This is a genomic window from Streptomyces sp. NPDC037410, assembly GCF_055602235.1.
On the sequence record NZ_JBVJWR010000008.1, the window covers coordinates 36,506 to 55,181 of the forward strand.

The following is an 18,676-nucleotide window of genomic DNA, read 5'->3' on the forward strand; positions in this document are numbered from 1 at the left end:
CCGAAGGGCCACTCCTTCGCCGAGGGGGCCTCTGGCGGCGCGTTCCAGAGCGTTACGTCACGGGAAGCCTGTAGCGCATCCGGTAACGGTGCGCCGCCTTCGTCATCAGTGTGGCTTCGATCGGACGCCGGTCGTCGGAATAGACCACCCGGAGGGCGACCAGAACGGGCATGTCCTTCGGAAGCTCCAACGCCACGACCTCTTCCCCCGTCGGGATTTCCGACGACAGCTCGTCCAGGAATTCACGCGGGGGAAACCCCATCGAGTCGAGCAGGGCCGGGGTGCCGCCTCGAATGCGCTTCTTTTCCAGCATGGCTGTGCCCTCCACCAGGCTCAGCGGGTAGTACGACCGGGTGAGCTCTGTCGGCTCCTCGTCCAGGAACAGGATCTGCTTGCGCAGCACGGCCTGCTCGCCGTCCTCCAGGCACAGGGCCTCGGCCACTTCCTTCGGCGGGACGACGACCTCGACGTCAAGGAGCCGGGACCTGCCGACCTGCTGCCGCTTCGCGGCCTCGGTCATCCATGGGTGCGGCTCGCCCGGCCCGGCCGGCGTCATGTAGGCGATCGGTTCGACGGACTGCTGGGCGTGCTGCCGCACGTACACGCCCTTGCCCGGGAGTCCTTCGAGGAGTCCCTCGGCCTTCAGCATCTGGAGGGCCTTCTGGACGGTCGTGTTGGCCACGCCGCCGTGCTGCTCCATCAGCTCGGCCGTCGAGCCCAGCTTGCTTCCCGGAGGAAGGTCTCCGCGGGTGATCTGCCGCCGAAGCTCCGCCGCGATCTTCTGGTGCGGTGATCTCGGATCCTTGAAATCCTTCGCCATCACATGCCCTGCTTCCCGAGCCGATACGTGAGGTGTCTGCCGGTCGGCATGGTCATCAGGGATGCCTCCATCGGCGTTCCGTCGGCGGTCCGCGTCAGGCGGAGCAGGTGGAGGACTGCGCTGCCCTCGGGCAGGCCCAGGTGCTCGCGCTCCTCCGCGGTGGCGAGGGCGGCACTCACGTCCTCGACGACCTCGGCGCCGGTGTATCCGAGCTCCTTGAGCAGGGTGACGGCGCCGCCGGGCACCTTGCGCGGTTCCGCCAGGGGCGTGCCTCCGGCGATGGGTACGGGGTAGTACGAGTCGGCCAGCTCTACGGGCTGGTCGTCGAGCAGGATCAGCCTGCGCCTGACGATCACGCGCTCGGCGAAGGACAACCGCAGTGCGGTGCGGACGGCGTCGGGGGCGTCCACTTCGCCTGCCTGGAGAAGCCGTTGGCCGCCACGGCGCCCACGGTGAGCGGCCTCGTCGGTCCATGCGTCGCTCTGGCCGGGCTCGCGCGGGGCCAGGTACGGCGCGGTCTCGCTGATCCACGCATCGCCCGACATGTTCCTACCTCCAGCTCGCTGTTGTCAGCGACCCTACTTCGTTGCTCCTGCTGGACCAGGGCAGACCTTAAGCGCTTGCGACTTATGGTCGCTTGCGCTTAAGGCGAGGTCTCATGGAAGCCACGGACGCTGACGAATCGCAGCACGGTGTTCCCGTACCGCCGGCAGGTTTGAGCCCGGAGCTCCACGCTCGTGCTGAGGCCGGATGGCAGAAGTTCCTCGACCGGTGGCCCGACGCCTGTGAAGAGCCCGAACAGTGAAGCCGGTGAACGTGGACACCCCTTCGTAAGGGAGCTGGCGACATGCGGAACCCTTTCTGCGGGCCTTGAGCCGAGCATGGATCCCGGTCCTCCTCCGGCCGCTGATGCTGGTCCTGCCGCCCACCCGGGCCGCGCAGCGCAAGCGCCGCCGGACACTCTGGCCGGCGACCGTCGGGGTGGACATCGACCACCGGAACATCCACGCCGGGACCGCCCGATGAGCCGCTGCGGGGCGAGGCGCTCCGTGTTCGCCGTCGCCGAGGTGGTGCGCCCGGTGTGGGGCGGCTCGGTCTGCGTGCTCGCCGTGGGCCACGACGGCCCGCACCACGACCGCGCGGGCGACGGCTGGTGGGTGACGCCGGAGATCGCCGACGCGGTGACCGTCTCCCTCCTGACCAGCGCCCTCACGACCGCGCCCGAGCCGGAGTACCGGTCACCGCGCTGCATCGTCGGCCGCCACGACCGTTGCCGCGACCACGCGCCCCGCGACAGCGGCGTACCTGGGGTCCGCTACCTCGTGTGCGGGTGCCTGTGCCACCCTGCGCCCGGCCCGTGAGGCGCCCCACCGTGACGGCCACGCCCCTCGCGCCCCCCGGCTGGCTACGCTGGCCGGGGCACCCCTTGGAGGACATGGTGACGACACAGCCCGACCGGACCGGAGAACTGATCCCGCGCCCCGAGCGGACTCCCGCCGCTCTGCGGGCAGCCCTCGCGGTCGTCGCTCCGGAACGGTTGCCCGAGATGGACGCCAGCCAGCGCGCGGCCGTGACGGAGGCCATCGAGCAGAGCGGCATCACCCCCCTGCGCATGTTCCTGGTGCAGTGGGCCGCCGTCATCGAGATCGAGCGCTTCCCCGACACCGCCCGCGAACTGCGCCGCGCCGAATACCTGGCTCAGATCGCCGAGGACCCGGAGGAGAGCCGCCGGTACGTACGAGCGGCCGGGGACATCATCCGTGCCGCGTACGAGGCGGTCGGCGGGTGAGCTGGAGGTGGGAGTACGACCCCGGCGAGGAGCACGTCATCGGAGGCGCCCCGCCGGCTTTCGTCGCCGAGGTGGAGAAGCGAGCCGACGAGCTGGTCAGGGCTGCGGAAGCCCTTTACCTTGACGGCAGCCTGTTCCAGGGTAGGAACCCCAAGAGTGAACATGTGAGGGTTCCTGGCGGGATGTTCGTCTTCCTTCTCATTCCGCGCTACGAGTGCGGTTACGTCCTCCAGGTGACTTATCTCTGAGAGCCCCTTCAGCGGCTGAGTCGATGGGTGGTCCCGTAGGGGCAGCTCTCCTCCGGCCCATCGGCGGGTCACTCCCCCGTCGAGGGCGCCGACGGTCACGCAGGCGGCCCATGCTTGGTCGTGGAGTACGGTCGCGCTTGTCCGCGGTTCGTGAGGTGGGGGAGGGGCAGTCGTGGGGGACATCATGTGGCGGATCGCCACTGCAGTACTGGGTACGTGGGGTGTGCTGATTGTGCTCCTGCTCGCACCGTCACCCCTGCCGGAGCACTGGCGCTATTACATCTACTCGCCGGCGAGCGTCGGTTTGTGGATGTTGTCCATGCTCGTCGCGCCCTTCGTCGTATGCGCCGTCAAATGGGAGTGGATCAAGAACGGGAGGCGACGGGTCTGACGGCCCGGGACTCATGCCGCCGCGCCGGCCTCCGCCTCGTACGGGAAGCGGGCCAGGGGGGTCTCGTTCTGGAAGAAGGTCCTGGCGCGGGTCATCGCCTGTTCGTCGGCGTGGATCCGGCCCGGGCGGGAGGCCGTGCCCGTGAGGACGCCGCCGAAGCGCATCCGCAGGTAGGCCGCCGAGTGGCTCAGGCTCGTCACCAGGCCGTCCGCGACCTCGTGCTCGTCGTGCGCCATGGCCGTGACGCCCCACAGCGTGCCGCCCGCCATGCGCTCCTTGAAGTCCGATCCGGGCACGTTCAGCCAGCCCGACCAGTAGTCCAGGTAGCGCTTGGTCTGCGCGGAGAGGGTGTACCAGTAGAGCGGCGAGACGATGACGATGCCCGTGGCGTCGACCGTCGCCCGCCGCAGGAGTTCCTCGTCCCCCTCCGCCCGCCGGCCGGCGTCCTCGTGCCGCCCGTCCTGGAAGTCGGGCAGGTCGAGCCGGTTCAGGTCCACCCAGCGTTGCGGGACGTCGGCCGGCAGGTGCGCGGCGGCCGCGCGGGCCAGGATCTCGGAGTTGCCGTCGGCGCGGGAGCTGCCGAGGACGAAGAGGAACGAGCGGTTCGTGCGGTCCTGGCCGGGGGCCTCGTCGAAGGTCATGTCCGTTGCCAACCACCCCTCGCACCGGCCGTATTCCAGCTCTCATCGGCCCCGCCGATCGCCCCCATCGGCAGGACGCCCCACTGGCCCGTGGACCGCCCCCGGCCCCCGTTCGTAGCGTCGTTCCCATGAGAAACGAGACCAGGGGAACCCTTGAACTGACCCTCGCCATGGTGCTCTCCGGCACCCTCGGCGTCTTCGTCGTCGAGTCCGGCGCCTCGCCCTTCGAGGTCGTGTTCTTCCGGTGCCTCTTCGGGGCCCTCGCGCTCGGCGCGTACAGCCTCCTGCGGGGGTTCTTCACCGGGCACGGGTTCACCGCGAGGAAGCTGGGACTCGCCGCGCTCGGCGGGGTGTTCATCGTCCTCAACTGGGTGTTCCTGTTCGAGGCCTACCGGGCGACCTCGATCTCCCTCGCCACCGTCGTCTACCACACCCAGCCGTTCTTCCTCGTCCTGCTCGGCGCCCTGTTCCTGCGGGAGCGGATCTCCGGCGGCAAGCTCGGGTGGCTCGGGCTCGCCTTCCTCGGGCTCGTCCTCGTGTCCGGCGTACGCCCCGGGGACACCGCCTCCCTCACTGGGCTCGGGTACGCCCTCGCCGCCGCCGTGCTCTACGCCCTCGCGACCTTCGTCACCAAGCGGATCACCGGCGTACGGCCCCATCTGATCGCACTCGCCCAGGTGCTGGTCGGGATGCCCCTCCTGCTGCCCTTCGTGGACTTCGGCGGCGTCGGCGGCGGTGGCTGGGGCTGGCTCGTCGGGCTCGGGTTCCTCCACACCGGGCTCATGTACGTGCTCATGTACGCCGCCTACGCCAAGCTGCCCACCGCCAAGATCGCCGTCCTCGCCTTCACCTACCCCGCCGTCGCCATGGGCGTCGACTGGGCGGTGTACGGGCACCACATCGGGCTCGTCCAGGCCCTCGGTGTCCCGCTGATCGTCCTCGCCAGCCTCAAGGTGACTCGTGGACGAGCCGCCGCGCCTGCTCCACGAACAGCCGCACATGCGCCGGAAGCCGCTTCCCCCGCCGCCACGCGAGCTGCGTGAAGAGCGTGAACGGCGCCTCCCAGGGCAGCTCCACGAGCACCCCGGCCGCCAGTTCCTCCGCGACCGTCACCCTCGGCAGCAGCGCCACCCCCAGGCCGGCCGCCACGCCCCGCTTCGTCGCCTCGATCGTGCCGAACTCCATGAACGGCGGCGCCCACTCCCGCAGCTCCGCCTCGAAGAGGTCGCGGTACGCGCAGCCCGGCTCGGTGCCCAGGAGCTGCGCCGCCGCCAGGTCCGCGGTCGTCAGATCCGCACGGCCGGCGAGCGGGTGGCCAGGCGGCGCCACCAGCGACAGGGGCTCCGGGGCCAGGACCTCCGTCTCCAGGCCCTCGTGCTCCGTCTCCGGCTCCATCAGGAACCCGACGTCGTACGTGCCCTGCCGCAGCGCCTTCCGGGTCTCGTCGCCGAGCGTCGGCCGCAGCGTCAGCCGCACCTTCGGGTAGCGGTGGTGGAAGTACTCCAGGAGCGGCGGCAGCCGGTAGGAGGTGAGGGACTCCATGGTGCCGACGGCGATCGGACCCGAGGGTTCCGCCGTGGCCGCGACGGCCGTACGGGCCTCCTCCGCCAGCTCCGTCATGCGGTGGGCGTACGGGAGGAGGCGTTCACCGGCCTCCGTCAGGCGGATGCGGCTGCCGAGGCGCTCGAAGAGATCCACCCCGAGGGAGGATTCGAGGGACCTGATCTGGGCCGTCACGCTCGACTGGGCGTAGCCGAGTTCCGTGGCCGCCCGGGTGAAGGAGAGGACGTCGGCGACCTTCTCGAAGGTCGCCAGGAGCCGCAGCTCCATCAGCCCTCGGTGTCCTTCTCCTCGCCGCGCTCGCGCTTCTTCAGCTCCTCCTCGCGGCGGCGCAGGTCCGCCTCCCAGTCCTTGAGGAGGGATTCGTCCTTCTTGTTCTCCTCGCGGAGGGACTTGAGGAACTCCGGGTTGTCGTCCGGTGCCACCCACTCCTGGCGGTGGTTGCGGTGCCACTCGGAGGGCGTACGGCCTCCGGCGGGCGCGTGGCGCAGCTTGCCGGCGGCGAGCCAGCCGATGGACCCGACGAACGGGAAGAGGAGGATCACGATCACCCAGACCACCTTCGGCAGGTGCTTGACCTCGTCCTCGGGGGTGTTCAGGCAGTCGATGAAGGCGTAGATCAGCAGCGCCAGCGGCAGGATGAACATCAACGCCCTGAGCATGTGGTGCAGCCCCCTGGAAGCAGCGGCGGGGCCGGTTCCGGCGGCCCCGGTGACAGCCCAAGCCTAGCCCGTGACCGCTGTGCCATCCCGGGGGACGACCCCCGGGCCCCGGCGAGACCCGCCCGGCCCCGGGGCGGGAGCGCGCGGGGTGCTCGGGGATACTGGGCGCCATGGCTTACGACGATCTCCGCTCGCTGCTCAGGGCCCTGGAACGCGAAGGCGACCTCAAGCGCATCAAGGCCGAAGTCGACCCGTACCTGGAGGTCGGGGAGATCGTCGACCGGGTGAACAAGGCGGGAGGTCCGGCGCTTCTCTTCGAGAACGTCAAGGGCTCCGCCATGCCGCTCGCGATGAACGTCTTCGGGACGGACCGCCGGCTGCTCAAGGCGCTCGGCCTGAAGTCGTACGAGGAGATCAGCGAGAAGATCGGCGGGCTCCTCAAGCCGGAGCTGCCGCACGGTTTCGTCGGGGTCCGCGAGGCCTTCGGGAAGCTGGGCTCGATGGTCCACGTGCCGCCGAAGAAGGTGAAGGCCGGGGACGCCCCCGTGCAGGAGGTCGTCCTCACCGGGGACGACGTCGACCTGGACAGGCTGCCCGCGCTGTTCACCTGGCCGAAGGACGGCGGGTCCTTCTTCAACCTGGGCCTCACCCACACCAAGCACCCCGAGACCGGTGTGCGGAACCTGGGGCTCTACCGGCTCCAGCGGCACGACAAGCGCACCATCGGCATGCACTGGCAGATCCACAAGGACAGCCGCAACCACTACGCGGTCGCCGCCGAGCGCGGCGAGCGGCTGCCGGTCGCCATCGCCTTCGGCTGCCCGCCGGCCGTCACGTACGCCTCGACGGCTCCGCTGCCCGGCGACATCGACGAGTACCTCTTCGCCGGCTTCGTGCAGGGCAAGCGGATCGAGATGGTCGACTGCAAGACCGTCCCGCTCCAGGTCCCGGCGCAGGCCGAGGTCGTCATCGAGGGCTGGCTGGAGCCGGGCGAGATGCTGCCGGAGGGTCCCTTCGGCGACCACACCGGCTTCTACACCCCGCAGGAGCCGTTCCCCGCGCTGACGATCGACTGCGTGACGATGCGGAGGCGTCCGCTGCTCCAGTCGATCGTCGTCGGCCGGCCGCCGACCGAGGACGGGCCGCTCGGCCGGGCCACGGAGCGGTTCTTCCTGCCGCTCCTCAAGATCATCGTGCCGGACATCGTCGACTACCACCTGCCGGAGTCGGGCGGCTTCCACAACTGCGCGATCGTCTCGATCGACAAGAAGTACCCGAAGCACGCGCAGAAGGTCATGCACGCCATCTGGGGCGCGCACATGATGTCGCTGACCAAGCTGATCATCGTGGTCGACAAGGACTGCGACGTGCACGACCTGCACGAGGTGTCCTGGCGGGCCCTCGGCAACACGGACTACGCGCGCGACCTGACGGTCGTCGAGGGCCCGGTGGACCACCTCGACCACGCCTCGTACCAGCAGTTCTGGGGCGGCAAGGCCGGTATCGACGCGACGAAGAAGCTGCCCGAGGAGGGCTACACCCGGGACGGCGGCTGGCCGGACATGGTGGAGTCGGACCCGGCGACGGCGGCCCTGGTGGACCGCCGCTGGAAGGAGTACGGGCTGTGACCACGGCCGCCGTGCCCGGCGCCGAGCCGGGCCGTACCAAGGCGTTCCTCAGGCTCGTGATGATCGAGCACTCGGTCTTCGCGCTGCCCTTCGCCTACATCGCCTCGCTCACCGCGATGTTCCAGCTCGACCGGAACATCCACTGGTGGACGCTCTTCCTCGTCACCGTCTGCATGGTCGGCCTGCGGACCTTCGCCATGGCCTGCAACCGGATCATCGACCGCGAGATCGACGCCCGCAATCCGCGGACGGCCGGGCGGGAGCTGGTCACCGGCGCGGTGTCCGTGCGCTCGGCGTGGACCGGGGCCGGGATCGCCGTCGTCGTCTTCCTCGGCGCCGCCGCCCTCCTGAACCCGCTCTGCCTGGCGCTCGCGCCGCTCGCCGTCATCCCGATGGTCGTCTATCCGTACGGGAAGAGGTTCACCAACTTCCCGCACGCCATCCTGGGCCTCGCCCAGTCCATCGGCCCGATCGGCGCCTGGCTCGCCGTGACCGGCGAGTGGTCCTGGGACGCGGTCGTCCTGGGCCTCGCGGTGGGCGTCTGGATCGGCGGCTTCGACCTGATCTTCGCCTGCCAGGACGTCCAGGCGGACCGGGCGCACGGTGTCATGTCGGTGCCGGCCCGCTTCGGCGTCCCGGCGGCACTGTGGGGCGCCCGCGCCTCCGCGGTCGTCACCACGGGGCTCCTCGTCTGGTACGCCCTCGCGACGGACGCGGGTCTCTTCTTCTGGGTGGGCCTGGTGGTCGTGGTCGCCGCCTTCGGCTACGAGCACACGATCGTGAAGCCGAACGACCTGTCCCGCCTGAACCGGGCGTTCTTCACGACGAACGGTTTCATCGGGATCTCCCTCTTCGTCTGCGCGCTCCTCGACCTGCTGGTCCGCGGGCTCACCCCGTAGTCCCGGCCGTGGTCCCGGTGCGCGGACGGATAGGCTCGGCGGCATGAACGACGGCAAGCGCACCCCCTGGATCGTGGGGGTTTCCGGGGCGTCGGGTACGCCGTACGCCGCCGCCGTGCTGAGGGGGCTGCTCGCGGCCGGGGAGAGCGTCGACCTCGTCGTGTCGCGCGCCTCGCGGCTGACGCTGCTCGACGAGACGGGGATCGCCTTCCGGGACGCGCACTGGCGCGAGGACCTGGCGACCTGGCTGGCGCGGGGCGCGGACGGGAAGCCGGACACCTTCGACGTGTCGGACCGGCTCGGCGACGTGCGGTACTGGACGGCCGGGGACCTGGCCGCGGGGCCGTCCTCCGGCTCGTACCCGGCCAAGGGGATGCTGGTGGTGCCGGCCTCGACCGCGGCGGTGGCGGGAGTGGCACTCGGGCTCTCGAAGGACCTGCTGCAGCGGGTCGCGAGCGTGACGCTGAAGGAGCGGCGTCCGCTGGTGGTCGCGGTGCGGGAGACCCCGCTGAACGGACAGACGCTCAAGCACTTGGTGACGCTGGACGAGGCGGGCGCCGTGGTGCTGCCCGCCTCTCCGGCGTTCTACGCGGGGGCGACGCACATCCAGGATCTGGTGGACTTCGTCGCCGGGCGGGTGCTCGACGCGGCAAGGGTGCCGCACGGGCTGTACCGCCGTTGGGAGGGAGACCTCGGTGGGGGCTCCCGTTCGGATTAGCGCTTCTTGGCGCGCTTCTTCGCGGCGCGCTTCGAGGCGGCGGACTGCTGGTGGGCACGCGAGCGGTTGGCCAGCTCCTGCAGCTCACGCATGCGGGCGTAGGCCATCTCGATCGTGTACACGGTGATCATCACTCCTGAAAGATCGTCTTTGATCCACTGAAAGATTCGCAGGGTGTCGCCCCTGCATGCCTTAGATTCTATACCTAGACTCGCTGTACCGCTGGACAATGGAAGGTAAATTCCTATGGATGCCGTGGACAGGCAGCTCATCCAGGCTCTGCGCGAGAACGGCCGCGCCTCCTACGCCGAGCTCGGCCGGCTCGTCGGGCTCTCCGGCCCCTCCGTCACCGACCGCATCAACCGGCTTGAGGCCGCCGGAGTCATCACCGGCTACCGCGCCACCGTCGACGCCGCCTCGCTCGGCCTCGGCGTCACGGCCCTCATCGGCATCTCCCTCTCCGACGCCGCCGACCACGAGGACGTGGCCCGCCGCCTGAAGGACCTCGCCGAGATCGAGGACTGCTGGTTCATCGCCGGCGACGACTCCTTCATGCTCAAGGTGCGCGCCAGCGACGTCGACGGCCTGGAGAAGACGATCCGCCGGCTCTCCGGCACCAAGGGCGTCTCCCGCACCCGTACGACGATCGTGCTCTCCACCAAGTGGGAGAACCGGGTCGGGGAGCTCCCTGAGGAGGGCTGAGAGTACGGTTGGGCAGAGCTTGATTCGTAGGCAGATACAAGGGAGGCGGCCGGAGATGGACGCTGGGCTCAAGCGGGAGCTGGAGCAGAAGGTCCGGGACGGTGAGCGGCTGAGCCGTGAGGACGGCATCGCCCTGTACGAGTCCGACGACCTCGCCTGGCTCGGCGGTCTGGCCCACGAGGTCCGGACCCGCAAGAACGGCGACGTGGTCCACTTCAATGTCAACCGGCATCTGAACATGACCAACGTCTGCACCGCCTCCTGCGCCTACTGCTCCTTCCAGCGCAAGCCGGGCGAGAAGGACGCGTACACGATGCGCATCGAGGAGGCCGTGCGCCTCGCGAAGGCGATGGAGAACGAGAACCTCACCGAGCTCCACATCGTCAACGGGCTCCACCCCAACCTGCCCTGGCGCTACTACCCGCGCTCCCTCTCCGAGCTCAAGAAGGCGCTGCCGAACGTCTCCCTGAAGGCGTTCACGGCCACCGAGATCCACCACTTCGAGACGATCTCGGGGCTGAGCGCGAGCGAGATCCTCGACGAGCTCATCGAGGCCGGCCTGGAGTCGCTGACCGGCGGCGGCGCCGAGATCTTCGACTGGGAGGTCCGGCAGCACATCGTGGACCACAAGACCCACTGGGAGGACTGGTCCCGGATCCACCGGCTCGCCCACGAGAAGGGTCTGAAGACCCCGGCGACCATGCTCTACGGGCACATCGAGGAGCCGCGTCACCGCGTCGACCACGTGCTGCGGCTCCGCGAGCTCCAGGACGAGACCAACGGCTTCCAGGTCTTCATCCCGCTGCGCTACCAGCACGACTTCGTGGACATGCAGGACGGCAAGGTCCGCAACAGGCTCCAGGCCCGCACCACGATGGCGACCGGCGCCGAGGCCCTGAAGACCTTCGCGGTCTCCCGGCTGCTCTTCGACAACGTGCCGCACGTCAAGGTCTTCTGGGTCATGCACGGCGTCCAGACCGCGCAGCTGGCGCTCCAGCACGGCGCCGACGACATGGACGGCTCGGTCGTCGAGTACAAGATCACGCACGACGCCGACAACTACGGCACGCCGAACAAGCTGGGCCGCGACGACCTGCTCGAACTGATCCGCGACGCGGGCTTCCGGCCGGTCGAGCGGAACACGCGGTACGAGATCATCCGCGAGTACCCGGGTCCGGACGCGGGTCGGCGGGAGTCGCCGCAGCCGATGCGGGTCTGACGCAGGTGCGTACGGGGAAGGGCCGGTGGGGACATCCCCGCCGGCCCTTCCCCGTACCCGCCTACAGCGGCAGCAGCATGATGATGTCGTCGCGGTCGTCGCCGGGGGCGACCCGGATCGCGTCGGGGACGCGGCCGACCTCCTTGTAACCGGACTTCGCGTAGAAGCCGTCGACGCCCGTGCCGCCCCGGCAGGTCAGGCGGATCGCCTCGATCCGCTCGAAGCCCTCGGCCGTACGGGCGGTGTGCTCGACCGCCGCCATGAGGTCGCGGCCGTATCCGCGGCCCTGGTGCCGGGGGTGGACCATCACGGTGTAGAGCCACACCCAGTGCTTCATCAGCGGGTGGCTGTTGAAGGTGAAGAAGGCGGTGGCGGCGACCTCGCCGTCCTCGTCGCGGCCGACGAGGAGGCGCGTGCCGCCCTCCGTCATGGCGACCAGGTGCCTGAGCAGCGCGGGGCGTATCGCGTCGGGTGTCACGGGGGGTACGAAGCCGACGGCGCCGCCCGCGTTGGAGACGTCGGCCCAGAGGGAGAGCACGCCGTCGCGCAGGGTGCGGTCGACCGCCGGGTCCACCTCGAAGGTAAGGGTCATAGACGGACCTTATCCATTACCTCTGGAGGGCTCAAGAGGGCCGGTCCCGGGGTCGGTGCCGACGCGTGCTTCACTGGAGGACGCTCGTCCCGCTTGGGAACTTTGCGATCTTTCGGAACGGAAGAGTGGACTGACATGCTCCGCTACACGCTGATGCGGCTCGGGATCTTCGCCGGGTGCTTCCTCGCCCTGTGGGGTCTCGTCTACGTCGGCGTGCTGCCGCGCGGCCTGGGCGACTCGAACCTGCTCTGGGTCCTCGTCCTCGCCATCGTCGTCTCCGCCCCGCTCAGCTTCGTCGTCCTGCGCAAGGCGCGGGACGAGGCGAGCGCCGAGGTCGTGGCGCGCGTCGACCGCGCCAAGGGCCGACTGGACGCGAACCGGTCGCAGGAGGACGCGCTCTAGTCGCCGTCCGCCGTGTAAGAGCTGTGTAAGGACTGCGTAAGCTTCCTCACAGACATCTCACCCCAGGCTGGGCCTTCCAAGGCTCCGACCTGGGGTGTTCTGCGTTTCGGAGGCGAAGGGGCGTCTTCGCGCCTCAAAGAATGGCTTTGAGGTTCTCAAAGTTCAAGTGTTAACGTGATCGACGTGAAGTCCGCAGAGCGCCTCTCCCATGCCGCGAGCACGCCGCTCGTGGCGCGCCTGCACGTCGATCTGTGCCTCCCCCGATCGCTCGGCTTCGCTCGTTCAGGGGGGACCCCCAGTACGTCCGCGGTCTGTTGCCGTCAGCTCTGACCCGGCATCATCAGTGGCCCCGCCTGAACAGCGCGTGAGTGCCGCACCCCCGTCCCCGTATTTCCCGATACGCACCTGTGGAGCGTGCCCGTGACGCCCGAGACGAAGTCCCGGATACCCAAGGTCCCCTTCTGGGCCCAGATCATCGCCGGTCTGGCCCTCGGCGCCCTGCTCGGCTGGATCGCCCGCAGCCAGGACGTCGCCTGGCTGAAGGAGACCCTGAGCCAGATCGGCGGCATCTTCGTCCAGCTGCTCAAGCTGGCCGTCGCCCCGCTCGTCTTCTTCGCGATCCTGGTGTCGATCACCAACCTGCGGAAGGTGAACAACGCCGCCCGGCTCGCCAGCCGCACCCTGCTCTGGTTCATGATCACCTCGCTCATCGCGGTCGGCATCGGCCTCGCGATCGGCCTGATCACCAACCCGGGCGCCGGCACCGGCCTCACCCCGAAGGACGGCAAGCTCCCCAAGCACGAGGGCTCCTGGATCGACTTCCTCACCGGGATCATCCCGACGGACGTCATCACGCCCTTCACCGAGCTGAACGTCCTCCAGATCGTCTTCATGGCCGCCGTCGCCGGCATCGCCGCCCTCAAGCTCGGCGACCGCGCCAAGCCGATCCTCACCCTCTCCGAGTCGGTCCTGGAGCTCCTCCAGAAGGCCCTGTGGTGGGTCATCCGCCTCGCCCCGCTCGGCACCGTCGGCCTCATCGGCTTCGCCATCGCCGACTACGGCTGGGACCTGATCGGCAAGTACGCGACCTTCACCGCCGACATCTACATCGGCTGCGCCCTGGTCCTCTTCGGCGTCTACCCGCTGCTGCTCGCCACGGTCGCCAAGGTCAACCCGCTCCAGTTCTACAAGGGCGCCTGGCCGGCCATCCAGCTGGCCTTCGTCTCCCGCTCCTCGGTCGGCACCATGCCGGTCACCCAGAAGGTCACCGAGCGCCTCGGCGTCCCGAAGGAGTACGCCTCCTTCGCCGTCCCGTTCGGCGCGACGACCAAGATGGACGGCTGCGCCGCGATCTACCCGGCGCTCGCCGCGATCTTCATCGCGCAGATCTTCGACGTGCAGCTCGGCATCGGCGACTACCTGCTGATCGCCTTCGTCTCGGTCATCGGCTCGGCGGCCACCGCCGGCCTCACCGGCGCGACGGTCATGCTCACCCTGACCCTCTCCACCCTGGGCCTCCCCCTGGAGGGCGTCGGCCTCCTCATGGCGATCGACCCGATCCTGGACATGATGCGGACCGCCACGAACGTGGCAGGCCAGGCTCTGATCCCGGTGATCGTCTCGGCCCGCGAGAAGATCCTCGACCTCACCGCGTACGAGAACGCCTCGTCGTCCCCGATCGACGACCTGGCCGGCGTCGGCGAGACCGACAAGAAGGTCGCGGTCACGGCCGCCGCCTGACCCTCGCCCGCGCACCGAGCCACGTGCCCCCTGCCCCCTCCGGGCAGGGGGCACGTACGCTTTCGCGGGGCATCCAATGGATCTTGGAAGCAGGGGTGGGGCGCCATGGCCGGTGGGGCGAAGGCGCGGCGGTTGCCGCGGGTGGTGCGGGAGCGGCAGATGATGGACGCGGCCGTGCGGTGTTTCGCGCGGCACGGGTACCAGGCGGCGTCCATGGACGAGATCGCCGAGCTCGCCGGGGTCTCGAAGCCGTTGGTCTATTTGTATCTGGGGTCCAAGGAGGAGTTGTTCACCGCCTGTATCCGGCGGGAGGCGGGGGCTCTGCTCGCGGCCGTCGCCGCCGAGGTCGGGGAGGCCGAGGTGCCGCCCGACGAGCGGCTCTGGGCGGGGCTGCTCGCCTTCTTCACGTACGCCGCCGGGCATCCGGACTCGTGGGTGGTGCTGAGCCGGCAGGCGCGGACGCAGGGGGAGCCGTTCGCCGGGGAGGCGGCGCGGATGCGGGACGAGATCGTGGGCTTCGTGGCGGGGCTCATCGGGGAGGCCGCCGGGGTGGTGATCGCCGGGCGTGACGTGGAGGCGCTCGCGCAGGCCCTGGTGGGGTCGGCCGAGTCCTTGGCCGGCTGGGCGAACGAGACCCCCGGGGTGACGGCGAAGGAGGCCGCCGCGACGCTGATGAACTTCGCCTGGGCCGGGCTCGGAAACCTCATGAAAAGCGAGCGCTGGTCTCCCCGCCAGGGCTTACCGGGCAGTAAGGTTACCGGCTAGTCCGGGCAGTTGGGGCAACGCAGGGCTCAACGTACCGACGCACGACCTCAGTTCATCGCGCCAACCGAGGAGCCGCACGTGTCCGTCGTCCCCGCCGCATCCGAGACCGAGCCCGCCGAGCCGCGGAAGGTGGTGGTCGACGGGCGGGTGCGGGAGGTGTCCGTCCCCGCGGTCGTTCCCCGGGTGGCCCGCGGCTCGCTGGCCGACCTTCCGTACGACAACGCCCGGCAGGACCCGGACGTCGTTCTCTTCTCCAGGAAGGACGCGGAGGGGGAGTGGCGTGACGTCAGCGCCTCGCGCTTCGCCGCCGAGGTGCACTCCGTCGCCAAAGGGCTCATCGCCTGCGGCCTGCGCCCCGGCGACCGGCTCGCGCTCATGGCCCGTACCACCTACGAGTGGACCCTGATCGACTTCGCCGCCTGGGCCGCCGGGCTCGTCACCGTCCCCGTCTACCCCACCTCCTCCGCCTTCCAGATCCGCTGGATCCTCCAGGACTCCGGGGCCGCGGCCTGCGTCGTCGAGGACGCCGAGCAGGCCCGGCTGGTCTCCGCCGAGCGGCGGCAGCTGCCCGGACTCGCCCATCTGTGGGTGATCGGTGCCGGAGCCGTCGAGCAGCTGCGCCAGGCCGGGGCGCGGGTCGCCGACGAGGTCGTCACCGCGCGGCGCGGACTGCTCACGCCCGAGGCGCTCGCCACCCTCATCTACACCTCCGGCACCACCGGCCGCCTCAAGGGCTGCGCCCTCACCCACGCCAACTTCTTCGCCGAGGTCGACAACGCCGTACGGCTCCTCCACCCCGTCTTCGTCTCGGAGAGCAAGGAGCCCGCCGCCACCCTCCTCTTCCTGCCGCTCTCCCACGTCTTCGGCCGGATGGTCGCCATCGGCTGCGTCCGCGCCCGCGTCCGGGTCGGGCACGCCCCCACCGTCGAGGGCGAGGAGCTCCTCACCGACCTGGCCGGATTCCGGCCCACGTTCCTCCTCGCCATCCCGTACGTCCTGGAGAAGGTCTTCAACAAGGCCCGCGCCACCGCCGAACGCGGCGGAAAGGCCGCCGCCTTCGACCGCGCCGCCCGGATCGCCCGCCGGTACGGGCGGACCACCTCGCCCTCGCTCGCCCTGCGGGCCGCCCGGGCCCTCTACGACCCGCTCGTCTACCGGCGGATCCGCACGGCGCTCGGCGGCCGGGTGAAGTACGTGATCTGCGGCGGCTCCCCGCTCGGCGCCCCGCTCGCCGAGTTCTTCGCGGGCGCCGGCGTCGAGGTCTTCGAGGGGTACGGCCTGACGGAGACCACGGCTGCCTCGACGGTCACCCCGCCCCGCCGGCCGCGCACCGGCACCGTCGGACAGCCCCTGCCGGGCACGGCCGTCCGGATCGCCGACGACGGCGAGGTCTGGCTCAAGGGCGGTCACGTCTTCGCCGGGTACTGGGACGGGCAGCGCGGCGCGGCCGTGCCGTACACCGACGACGGCTGGTTCCCCACCGGGGACCTCGGCACCCTCGACGAGGACGGCTACCTCCGGATCACCGGCCGCAAGAAGGACCTCCTCATCACCTCGGCCGGCAAGAACGTGGCCCCGGCCCCGCTGGAGGACTGGCTGCGCGCCCACCCGCTGGTGGGCCAGTGCATGGTCCTCGGCGACGACCGGCCGTACATCACGGCCCTGATCACCCTCGACCACGAGGGCCTGACGCACTGGCGGCGGATGCGCCACAAGGACCATCTGGCGCTCTGGGAGCTGGCCCGGGACCCGGAGCTGCTCGCCGCGCTCCAGCGGGGGGTGGACGACGCCAACCGGCTGGTCTCGCGGGCCGAGTCGATCCGCGCCTTCCGGGTCCTGACCACCGAGTTCTCGGAGACCTCGGGACATCTGACGCCGTCGATGAAGCTCAAACGGCGCGCGGTGCTGCGGGACTTCGCCCGGGACATCGAGGAGATGTACGGCGCCGACGGGGCTTAGGGCCTGTCCGGCGGATCAAGCCTCAGGGCCAGAGGAGTTCGCGGGTCCAGCCGTCCGCGGTGCGCCGGTAGCGGAGGCGGACGTGGCGGCGGCGGGCGTCGCCCTGGAAGAACTCGACCTCGGCCGGTTCGACCACGTACAGGGTCCAGGTGGGGGCGGGGGCGTCCGGTTCGGCCTCGGCCCGGCGCCAGGCGGCGGCGCTCGCCTCGGCGAGGGTCTCGGGGGAGTCGAGGAGCTCGCTCTGCCGGCCGACGAGCGCCGAGGCGAGGGCGCCGGTGGTGCGGGCGTGGAGGTCCTCGTACGCCTCCTCGGGGGTGCCGGTGGTGACGTGGCCCCGGACGCGGACCTGGCGGCCCTGGACCGGCCAGTAGAAGCCGAGGGCGGCCTCGGGGCGGGCGGCGAGCTGGCGGCCCTTGGCGCTGGTGGCGTGCGAGGCGAAGTGCCAGCCGCGGCCGTCGGCGTCGTGCAGCATCACCGTGCGGACGTCGGGCCTGCCCTCCTCGTCCACGGTGGCCAGGGAGAGGGTGTGCGGCTCGGTCTGGCCGGCCGCGGCGGCGGCCGTGAACCAGTCGTGGAAGAGGGGGAGCGGCTCGGGCGGGGCGCTCGCCGGGTCGAAGGAGGGGAGTGCGGTGTCCCAGACCCTGAGCGAGTGGAGGGCGCGGTGGAAGTCGGTCATGCGGCCACGGTAGGCCGTGCGGTGGTGTCGTGGTCCTCGATCGGGACGGCGTTCGCCGCGGCCTGGATCTCGTCGCGGATCTTCTTCGCGATGAGGTTCTTCCAGGGGGTCTTCGGCAGGGTCCGGACCATGAGCATGCGCAGGGCGATCTTCCACTTCCGGTCGACGACCATCTCCTTGACGAAGCGCTCGGCCATCCGCTGGTTGCGCTCCACGCCGGGCCGCATCCGCTCCTCGTAGCGGGCGAAGGCGACGGTGTGGTCGCCGCCCGCCCGGGCGAGCTCGCCCGCCAGGACGTACGCGCCGGTGAGGGCGAGGCCCGTGCCCTGGCCCGAGGCGGGGGAGGTGCAGTGGGCGGCGTCGCCGAGCAGCACGACCCGGCCGGTGGACCAGCGGTCCATCTCCACGAGGGCGATGGAGTCGAGGTAGAAGTCGTCGGCCCCGGCGGCGTGGCCGAGCAGGCGCGGGATCTCCCAGCCGTCGCCCTGGAAGGTGCGGGCGAGGAAGCGCTTCTGGGCGGCGGTGTCGTGGTGGTCGGGCTGGGGCTCCGTGGAGGAGAAGACGAAGAGGTTCTTGGCGTCGGTCTCGCCGGCGGAGCTGTAGACGCAGGTCAGCTTCCCGGGGAGCGCGTGGTAGGTCTCCCAGCGGTCCAGGCCCAGGTGGTTGGGGGCCGTGAAGATGGAGATGTACGCGTCGAGGTGGCGCTTGTAGCGCTCCTCCGGGCCGAAGGCGAGCCTCCGGGTGTTCGAGTGGAGTCCGTCGGCGCCGACGACCAGGTCGAAGCGGCGGACGGTGCCGCTCTCGAAGGTGACGGTGACGCCGTCGGCGTCCTCCGCCATGGAGGCGATCGAGTCGCCGAAGACGTACTCGACGTCCTCGCGGGTCCGGTCGTACAGGATGCGGGCGAGCTCGCCGCGCATGATCTCGTCGTCCTCCTCGACGCGGCCGCCGAAGATGTCGGCGGGCAGTTCGCCGATGGTGCGGCCGGCGTCGTCGACGTACGAACCGCCGCGCATGTCCGTGGAGTGGGCGCGGATCTCGTCGAGGACGCCCATCCGGCGGCAGACCTCGATGGCGGTGCCGCGGATGTCGACCTTGTATCCGCCGGTGCGCAGTTCGGGGGCGCGCTCGACGACGGTCGGGACGAAGCCGTGGCGGTGCAGCGAGAGGGCGAGGGCGGGGCCTGCGATCGAGGCGCCGGAGATCAGGACGGTCTTGGCGGTGCGCTGCATGTCGGACTCCTTGTCGGGTGTCTGCGGGCCGTT

24 protein-coding genes are annotated in these 18,676 nt (G+C 70.4%); 15 read left to right on the forward strand and 9 right to left on the reverse strand.

Annotation, left to right across the window (positions count from 1 at the left end; all coding sequences use genetic code 11):
* Positions 1–52: 52 nt before the first annotated feature.
* Together ACZ7HT_RS15080 and ACZ7HT_RS15085 are read right to left on the reverse strand one after the other, a co-directional pair.
* Complete coding sequence (locus tag ACZ7HT_RS15080) at positions 53–820, reverse strand: GntR family transcriptional regulator (protein WP_471164972.1); 768 nt, start codon at positions 818–820, stop codon at positions 53–55.
* Positions 820–1,365 (reverse strand): GntR family transcriptional regulator, encoded by a 546-nt coding sequence (locus tag ACZ7HT_RS15085; RefSeq protein ID WP_471164975.1) that lies wholly within the window; start codon positions 1,363–1,365, stop codon positions 820–822. The genes ACZ7HT_RS15080 and ACZ7HT_RS15085 overlap by 1 nt, the downstream gene beginning before the upstream one ends.
* Positions 1,366–1,690: 325 nt before the next feature.
* Here ACZ7HT_RS15085 and ACZ7HT_RS15090 point away from each other — a divergent pair, with 325 nt between their 5' ends.
* The 5 genes from ACZ7HT_RS15090 to ACZ7HT_RS15110 all read left to right on the forward strand — a co-directional run bounded on the left by ACZ7HT_RS15090 (position 1,691) and on the right by ACZ7HT_RS15110 (position 3,248).
* Positions 1,691–1,846: a hypothetical protein gene (locus ACZ7HT_RS15090; RefSeq protein ID WP_471164978.1), complete on the forward strand. Its 156-nt coding sequence runs from the start codon at positions 1,691–1,693 to the stop codon at positions 1,844–1,846.
* Positions 1,843–2,181 (forward strand): hypothetical protein, encoded by a 339-nt coding sequence (locus ACZ7HT_RS15095; RefSeq protein ID WP_471164980.1) that lies wholly within the window; start codon positions 1,843–1,845, stop codon positions 2,179–2,181. Before ACZ7HT_RS15090 ends, ACZ7HT_RS15095 begins: the two co-directional genes overlap by 4 nt.
* 11 nt (positions 2,182–2,192) lie before the next feature.
* On the forward strand, positions 2,193–2,609 hold the full coding sequence (locus tag ACZ7HT_RS15100; protein WP_471164983.1) for a hypothetical protein: 417 nt from the start codon (positions 2,193–2,195) through the stop codon (positions 2,607–2,609).
* A complete protein-coding gene (locus tag ACZ7HT_RS15105; protein ID WP_471164986.1) occupies positions 2,606–2,857 on the forward strand; it encodes a hypothetical protein in 252 nt (83 codons plus the stop codon). The genes ACZ7HT_RS15100 and ACZ7HT_RS15105 overlap by 4 nt, the downstream gene beginning before the upstream one ends.
* A gap of 172 nt (positions 2,858–3,029) precedes the next feature.
* On the forward strand, positions 3,030–3,248 hold the full coding sequence (locus ACZ7HT_RS15110) for a hypothetical protein (RefSeq protein ID WP_471164989.1): 219 nt from the start codon (positions 3,030–3,032) through the stop codon (positions 3,246–3,248).
* A gap of 11 nt (positions 3,249–3,259) precedes the next feature.
* Here ACZ7HT_RS15110 and ACZ7HT_RS15115 read toward each other — a convergent pair whose 3' ends face one another.
* On the reverse strand, positions 3,260–3,889 hold the full coding sequence (locus ACZ7HT_RS15115) for a flavodoxin family protein (protein WP_471164992.1): 630 nt from the start codon (positions 3,887–3,889) through the stop codon (positions 3,260–3,262).
* A gap of 128 nt (positions 3,890–4,017) precedes the next feature.
* On the opposite strand from ACZ7HT_RS15115, the gene ACZ7HT_RS15120 reads away from it, so the two are divergent.
* Positions 4,018–4,932, forward strand: coding sequence for a DMT family transporter (locus ACZ7HT_RS15120; RefSeq protein ID WP_471164995.1), 915 nt, complete (start codon positions 4,018–4,020; stop codon positions 4,930–4,932).
* Here the strand turns inward: ACZ7HT_RS15120 and ACZ7HT_RS15125 are convergent.
* Both ACZ7HT_RS15125 and ACZ7HT_RS15130 read right to left on the reverse strand, forming a co-directional pair.
* Complete coding sequence (locus tag ACZ7HT_RS15125) at positions 4,838–5,719, reverse strand: LysR family transcriptional regulator (protein ID WP_471164998.1); 882 nt, start codon at positions 5,717–5,719, stop codon at positions 4,838–4,840. The two genes, ACZ7HT_RS15120 and ACZ7HT_RS15125, sit on opposite strands and share 95 nt — an antisense overlap.
* Entirely contained in the window at positions 5,719–6,111 is a 393-nt protein-coding gene (locus ACZ7HT_RS15130) for a PLD nuclease N-terminal domain-containing protein (RefSeq protein WP_471165003.1), read from the reverse strand. Before ACZ7HT_RS15130 ends, ACZ7HT_RS15125 begins: the two co-directional genes overlap by 1 nt.
* Before the next feature lie 170 nt (positions 6,112–6,281).
* Here ACZ7HT_RS15130 and ACZ7HT_RS15135 point away from each other — a divergent pair, with 170 nt between their 5' ends.
* The 3 genes from ACZ7HT_RS15135 to ACZ7HT_RS15145 are packed head-to-tail and all read left to right on the forward strand — an operon-like array spanning position 6,282 to position 9,356.
* The gene (locus ACZ7HT_RS15135) at positions 6,282–7,739 is read left to right on the forward strand and encodes a menaquinone biosynthesis decarboxylase (RefSeq protein ID WP_471165007.1); all 1,458 of its coding nucleotides are present in this window, start codon (positions 6,282–6,284) and stop codon (positions 7,737–7,739) included.
* A complete protein-coding gene (mqnP, locus tag ACZ7HT_RS15140) occupies positions 7,736–8,638 on the forward strand; it encodes a menaquinone biosynthesis prenyltransferase MqnP (protein WP_471165011.1) in 903 nt (300 codons plus the stop codon). The genes ACZ7HT_RS15135 and mqnP overlap by 4 nt, the downstream gene beginning before the upstream one ends.
* A gap of 43 nt (positions 8,639–8,681) precedes the next feature.
* Entirely contained in the window at positions 8,682–9,356 is a 675-nt protein-coding gene (locus ACZ7HT_RS15145; protein WP_471165014.1) for a UbiX family flavin prenyltransferase, read from the forward strand.
* On the opposite strand, the gene ACZ7HT_RS15150 is transcribed toward ACZ7HT_RS15145, so the two are convergent.
* A complete protein-coding gene (locus tag ACZ7HT_RS15150) occupies positions 9,353–9,487 on the reverse strand; it encodes a hypothetical protein (protein ID WP_471165738.1) in 135 nt (44 codons plus the stop codon). The genes ACZ7HT_RS15145 and ACZ7HT_RS15150 overlap by 4 nt on opposite strands.
* Before the next feature lie 115 nt (positions 9,488–9,602).
* Here ACZ7HT_RS15150 and ACZ7HT_RS15155 point away from each other — a divergent pair, with 115 nt between their 5' ends.
* Both ACZ7HT_RS15155 and mqnE read left to right on the forward strand, forming a co-directional pair.
* Complete coding sequence (locus ACZ7HT_RS15155) at positions 9,603–10,058, forward strand: Lrp/AsnC family transcriptional regulator (RefSeq protein ID WP_015034327.1); 456 nt, start codon at positions 9,603–9,605, stop codon at positions 10,056–10,058.
* 55 nt (positions 10,059–10,113) lie between these two features.
* Positions 10,114–11,277, forward strand: coding sequence for an aminofutalosine synthase MqnE (gene mqnE / locus ACZ7HT_RS15160; protein ID WP_471165017.1), 1,164 nt, complete (start codon positions 10,114–10,116; stop codon positions 11,275–11,277).
* Positions 11,278–11,338: 61 nt separating this feature from the next.
* On the opposite strand, the gene ACZ7HT_RS15165 is transcribed toward mqnE, so the two are convergent.
* A complete protein-coding gene (locus ACZ7HT_RS15165; RefSeq protein WP_471165020.1) occupies positions 11,339–11,869 on the reverse strand; it encodes a GNAT family N-acetyltransferase in 531 nt (176 codons plus the stop codon).
* Positions 11,870–12,004: 135 nt separating this feature from the next.
* On the opposite strand from ACZ7HT_RS15165, the gene ACZ7HT_RS15170 reads away from it, so the two are divergent.
* The 4 genes from ACZ7HT_RS15170 (at position 12,005) to ACZ7HT_RS15185 (ending at position 16,735) form a co-directional block, all read left to right on the forward strand.
* The gene (locus ACZ7HT_RS15170) at positions 12,005–12,271 is read left to right on the forward strand and encodes a DUF4229 domain-containing protein (RefSeq protein WP_471165023.1); all 267 of its coding nucleotides are present in this window, start codon (positions 12,005–12,007) and stop codon (positions 12,269–12,271) included.
* A 420-nt stretch (positions 12,272–12,691) separates the two neighbouring features.
* Complete coding sequence (locus ACZ7HT_RS15175; RefSeq protein ID WP_471165026.1) at positions 12,692–14,011, forward strand: dicarboxylate/amino acid:cation symporter; 1,320 nt, start codon at positions 12,692–12,694, stop codon at positions 14,009–14,011.
* A 105-nt stretch (positions 14,012–14,116) separates the two neighbouring features.
* Positions 14,117–14,776, forward strand: a complete 660-nt coding sequence (locus ACZ7HT_RS15180) for a TetR/AcrR family transcriptional regulator (protein ID WP_471165028.1) — start codon at positions 14,117–14,119, stop codon at positions 14,774–14,776.
* A 78-nt stretch (positions 14,777–14,854) separates the two neighbouring features.
* Positions 14,855–16,735 (forward strand): AMP-dependent synthetase/ligase, encoded by a 1,881-nt coding sequence (locus ACZ7HT_RS15185; RefSeq protein ID WP_471165030.1) that lies wholly within the window; start codon positions 14,855–14,857, stop codon positions 16,733–16,735.
* Positions 16,736–16,757: 22 nt separating this feature from the next.
* Here ACZ7HT_RS15185 and ACZ7HT_RS15190 read toward each other — a convergent pair whose 3' ends face one another.
* The gene (locus ACZ7HT_RS15190; RefSeq protein ID WP_471165033.1) at positions 16,758–17,411 is read right to left on the reverse strand and encodes a pyridoxine/pyridoxamine 5'-phosphate oxidase; all 654 of its coding nucleotides are present in this window, start codon (positions 17,409–17,411) and stop codon (positions 16,758–16,760) included.
* The gene (locus ACZ7HT_RS15195) at positions 17,408–18,643 is read right to left on the reverse strand and encodes an FAD-dependent monooxygenase (RefSeq protein WP_471165037.1); all 1,236 of its coding nucleotides are present in this window, start codon (positions 18,641–18,643) and stop codon (positions 17,408–17,410) included. Before ACZ7HT_RS15195 ends, ACZ7HT_RS15190 begins: the two co-directional genes overlap by 4 nt.
* Positions 18,644–18,676 lie beyond the last annotated feature (33 nt).

Coding starts and splice junctions, on each gene's coding strand:
- ACZ7HT_RS15085 (WP_471164975.1), bottom strand. CDS start 1,365: ATGTCGGGCGATGCGTGGATCAGCGAGACCGCGCCGTACCTGGCCCCG.
- ACZ7HT_RS15155 (WP_015034327.1), top strand. CDS start 9,603: ATGGATGCCGTGGACAGGCAGCTCATCCAGGCTCTGCGCGAGAACGGC.
- ACZ7HT_RS15165 (WP_471165020.1), bottom strand. CDS start 11,869: ATGACCCTTACCTTCGAGGTGGACCCGGCGGTCGACCGCACCCTGCGC.
- ACZ7HT_RS15120 (WP_471164995.1), top strand. CDS start 4,018: ATGAGAAACGAGACCAGGGGAACCCTTGAACTGACCCTCGCCATGGTG.
- ACZ7HT_RS15130 (WP_471165003.1), bottom strand. CDS start 6,111: ATGCTCAGGGCGTTGATGTTCATCCTGCCGCTGGCGCTGCTGATCTAC.
- ACZ7HT_RS15180 (WP_471165028.1), top strand. CDS start 14,117: ATGGCCGGTGGGGCGAAGGCGCGGCGGTTGCCGCGGGTGGTGCGGGAG.
- ACZ7HT_RS15125 (WP_471164998.1), bottom strand. CDS start 5,719: ATGGAGCTGCGGCTCCTGGCGACCTTCGAGAAGGTCGCCGACGTCCTC.
- mqnE (WP_471165017.1), top strand. CDS start 10,114: ATGGACGCTGGGCTCAAGCGGGAGCTGGAGCAGAAGGTCCGGGACGGT.
- ACZ7HT_RS15145 (WP_471165014.1), top strand. CDS start 8,682: ATGAACGACGGCAAGCGCACCCCCTGGATCGTGGGGGTTTCCGGGGCG.
- ACZ7HT_RS15115 (WP_471164992.1), bottom strand. CDS start 3,889: ATGACCTTCGACGAGGCCCCCGGCCAGGACCGCACGAACCGCTCGTTC.
- ACZ7HT_RS15190 (WP_471165033.1), bottom strand. CDS start 17,411: ATGACCGACTTCCACCGCGCCCTCCACTCGCTCAGGGTCTGGGACACC.
- ACZ7HT_RS15080 (WP_471164972.1), bottom strand. CDS start 820: ATGGCGAAGGATTTCAAGGATCCGAGATCACCGCACCAGAAGATCGCG.
- ACZ7HT_RS15135 (WP_471165007.1), top strand. CDS start 6,282: ATGGCTTACGACGATCTCCGCTCGCTGCTCAGGGCCCTGGAACGCGAA.
- ACZ7HT_RS15170 (WP_471165023.1), top strand. CDS start 12,005: ATGCTCCGCTACACGCTGATGCGGCTCGGGATCTTCGCCGGGTGCTTC.
- ACZ7HT_RS15095 (WP_471164980.1), top strand. CDS start 1,843: ATGAGCCGCTGCGGGGCGAGGCGCTCCGTGTTCGCCGTCGCCGAGGTG.
- ACZ7HT_RS15195 (WP_471165037.1), bottom strand. CDS start 18,643: ATGCAGCGCACCGCCAAGACCGTCCTGATCTCCGGCGCCTCGATCGCA.
- ACZ7HT_RS15150 (WP_471165738.1), bottom strand. CDS start 9,487: ATGATCACCGTGTACACGATCGAGATGGCCTACGCCCGCATGCGTGAG.